Genomic DNA, 2,596 nt, shown 5'->3' with positions numbered 1-2,596 from the left:
TGCGGATTCCACGCCATTCGGACACTCAGCCCACGCTGATCCGGACACCTGTTCCACGCTCATTCGGACAGGCAGTCGGAGCGCAGCGACGCAGGGGTGGCATTGTTAGTCCGGGTTGGCTGGCGTCGTCAATTTCTGCGTCCGTTTGCGCATTGATTCACCCTTCAGATTGATCCGATAAGCGTTGTGCACCAGGCGGTCGAGGATGGCATCGGCCAGGGTTGGATCGCCGATCAGTTCGTGCCAGTTGTCCACGGGCATTTGGCTGGTCACGAGGGTCGAGCGCTGGCCGTAGCGGTCGTCCAGTAGCTCCAGCATGTCGCGCCGTTGCTCGCCGGTGAACGGGGCCAGGCCCCAGTCGTCGAGGATCAGCAGGTCGGTCTTGGCGTAGCTGCTCATCAGCTTGGCGAAGCGGCCGTCGCCATGGGCCAGACCCAGTTCTTCCAGCAAACGTGGCAGGCGCAGGTAGCGCACGCTGTAGCCCTCCCGGCAGGCCTGGTGGGCCAGGGCGCAGGCCAGCCAGGTTTTACCGACACCGGTGGGGCCGCCGATGATCAGGTTGAGGCCGTCGCGCAGCCACTGACCACTGCTCAGTTGCAGGATCAGCGCCTTATCCAGTCCGCGCGGGCTGCGGTAGTCGATGTCTTCGAGGCAGGCGTTGTGCTTGAGCCGGGCCTGGCGCAGGCGGCTGCTCAGGCGCTTGTCATCGCGTTCAGTCAGCTCGCGGTCGACCAGCAGGCCGAGGCGTTCTTCGAAGCTCAGGCTGTCGATGTCCGGGGTTTTCAGTTGTTCATTCAGCGCCTTGAGCATGCCGTGCAGGCGCAGGGTTTGCAGCTTGTCCAGGGTCGGATGGGGCAGCATGGTGAGTTTCCTTGGGGTCAGTGGTAGTAGGCGGATCCGCGCAGGTTGGCGTGGTCGTCCGGTAGTAGCGGCAGGTTGGTTTGAGCTAGCGGCAGGTTTTCCAGCCCCTGGCGCAGGATCGATTCGAGGCTCTTGTAACTGCACGCACCGAGGCTGAGGGCGCGACGGCAGGCCAACTCCAGGCGCACTTCGCCGTGGGTTTTGCCCAGGCGCAGGATGCCCAGGCAGGCCCGGTAGCCCTGCTGCGGATGGATGCGCCGTTCGAGGATGTGCCGGATCACGCCGGCGGTGTTCGGCCCGGTCTGCTCGGCCCAGCGGATCAGCCGCTGCGGCGTCCACTCGGCATGCTCGCGATGGCTCTTGGGCATGTGCTCGGCCTGCGTGCTGTGCCTGCCCTTGTGCATTGAACGCAGGTGGCTGGCCACTCGCTGGTTGGCGTGGAAACACTCGACGGTGCGCGCCGTCAGGCGCACCTCCAGCTGCTTCTTCACCAGTTGATACGGCACCGAGTAGTAATGCCCATCGACCTCGACGTGGTAGTCGATGTGCACCCGCGCCTTCTTCCACTCGGCGTAGACGTAGGGTTGCTCCGGCAGGGGGCGCAGCGCCGGACGATCCAGGCTGTCGAAGGCCGTCTGGCGCGAGCCCGGCAGCTTCTTGAACGGGCGTTGGTTGAGCCGCTCCAGCAACCCGGCGATAGCGCTGTTGAGTTCATCCAGGGAGAAGAACTGGCGGTTGCGCAGGGCGGCGAGGATCCAGCGTTCAACCACCTGCACGCCGACTTCGGCCTTGGCCTTGTCGCGCGGTTTGCGTGCCCGCGCCGGCACCACCGCCACGCCATAGTGCTCGGCCAGATCGCGGTAGCTGGGGTTGATGTCCGGCTCGTAGCGGTGACTCTTGCTCACCGCGCTGCGCAGGTTGTCCGGCACCACGATCTCCGGCACGCCGCCGAGGAAGGCGAAGCAGCGGGTATGCGAGCCCAGCCAGTCCGGCAGCTGCTGCGACCAGGTGGCTTCGGCGAAGGTGTAGCTGGACGCGCCGAGCACCGCGACGAACACCTGCGCCTGGCGGATCTCGCCGCTGTGGCGATCGATAACCGGCACCGTCTGGCCGGCATAGTCGACGAACAGCTTCTCGCCGACGCGGTGCTCCTGACGCATCACCACGTCCAACTTGCCCTGCCAGGCTCGGTAGTGCTCACAGAACCAGCTGTACTGAAAGCCCTGAGGCTGGCTCAGGCGGTACTCCTGCCAGAGCAGCGCCAGGGTCACCCCGGGGCGGCGCAGTTCGGCATGCACCCATGCCCAATCGGGTAAAGGCCGCTTCTCACTGGCAACCGCCGGGGCCGGCGGGAACAGTTGCTGCTCCAACTCGGCATCGGACAACGAACAGGGCCAGGTGAGGCCGCTGGCGGCAAAACGGCAGAGGTAATCACCGGCACTGCTGTGGCCAATGCCCAGGCTGCGGGCGATCTTGCGCACGGACAGGCCGCAGTCGAACTTGAGGCGTAACACCTCTCGGATTTTACGCATGGATAAACGCTCCACAACGACCTCTCTGCTTCGAAAAAGAGATCGATGGTAGTGAATAAATCCTGCGTGGCTGCCTGCCAGAAAAGTGTCCGGATGACCGTGGAGTCGGTGTCCGGATGCTCGTGGAATGAGTGTCCGGATCAGCGTGGAATCACTGTCCGGATGCGCGTGGAATGGGTGTCCGAGTCAGCGTGGAATCCGCA

The 2,596-nt window shown here is 64.6% G+C and carries 2 protein-coding genes; both read right to left on the bottom strand.

The features are described 5' to 3' along the window. Positions 1-105: 105 nt before the first annotated feature. Positions 106-861 (bottom strand): IS21-like element ISPpu7 family helper ATPase IstB, encoded by a 756-nt coding sequence (gene istB, locus AC3WKX_RS34190; RefSeq protein WP_102606530.1) that lies wholly within the window; start codon positions 859-861, stop codon positions 106-108. 17 nt (positions 862-878) lie between these two features. Further along, on the bottom strand, positions 879-2,393 hold the full coding sequence (gene istA / locus AC3WKX_RS34185; protein ID WP_102606529.1) for an IS21-like element ISPpu7 family transposase: 1,515 nt from the start codon (positions 2,391-2,393) through the stop codon (positions 879-881). Positions 2,394-2,596: the final 203 nt, after the last annotated feature.

The organism is Pseudomonas sp. GP01-A4 (assembly GCF_058780865.1).
Note: the sequence above shows the minus strand (reverse complement) of the source record. Positions and strands in the feature narration are given on the sequence as shown.

Bases quoted from the DNA above. Each gene is read 5' to 3' on its own strand.
- istB (WP_102606530.1), bottom strand. From the start codon at position 861: ATGCTGCCCCATCCGACCCTGGACAAGCTGCAAACCCTGCGCCTGCAC.
- istA (WP_102606529.1), bottom strand. From the start codon at position 2,393: ATGCGTAAAATCCGAGAGGTGTTACGCCTCAAGTTCGACTGCGGCCTG.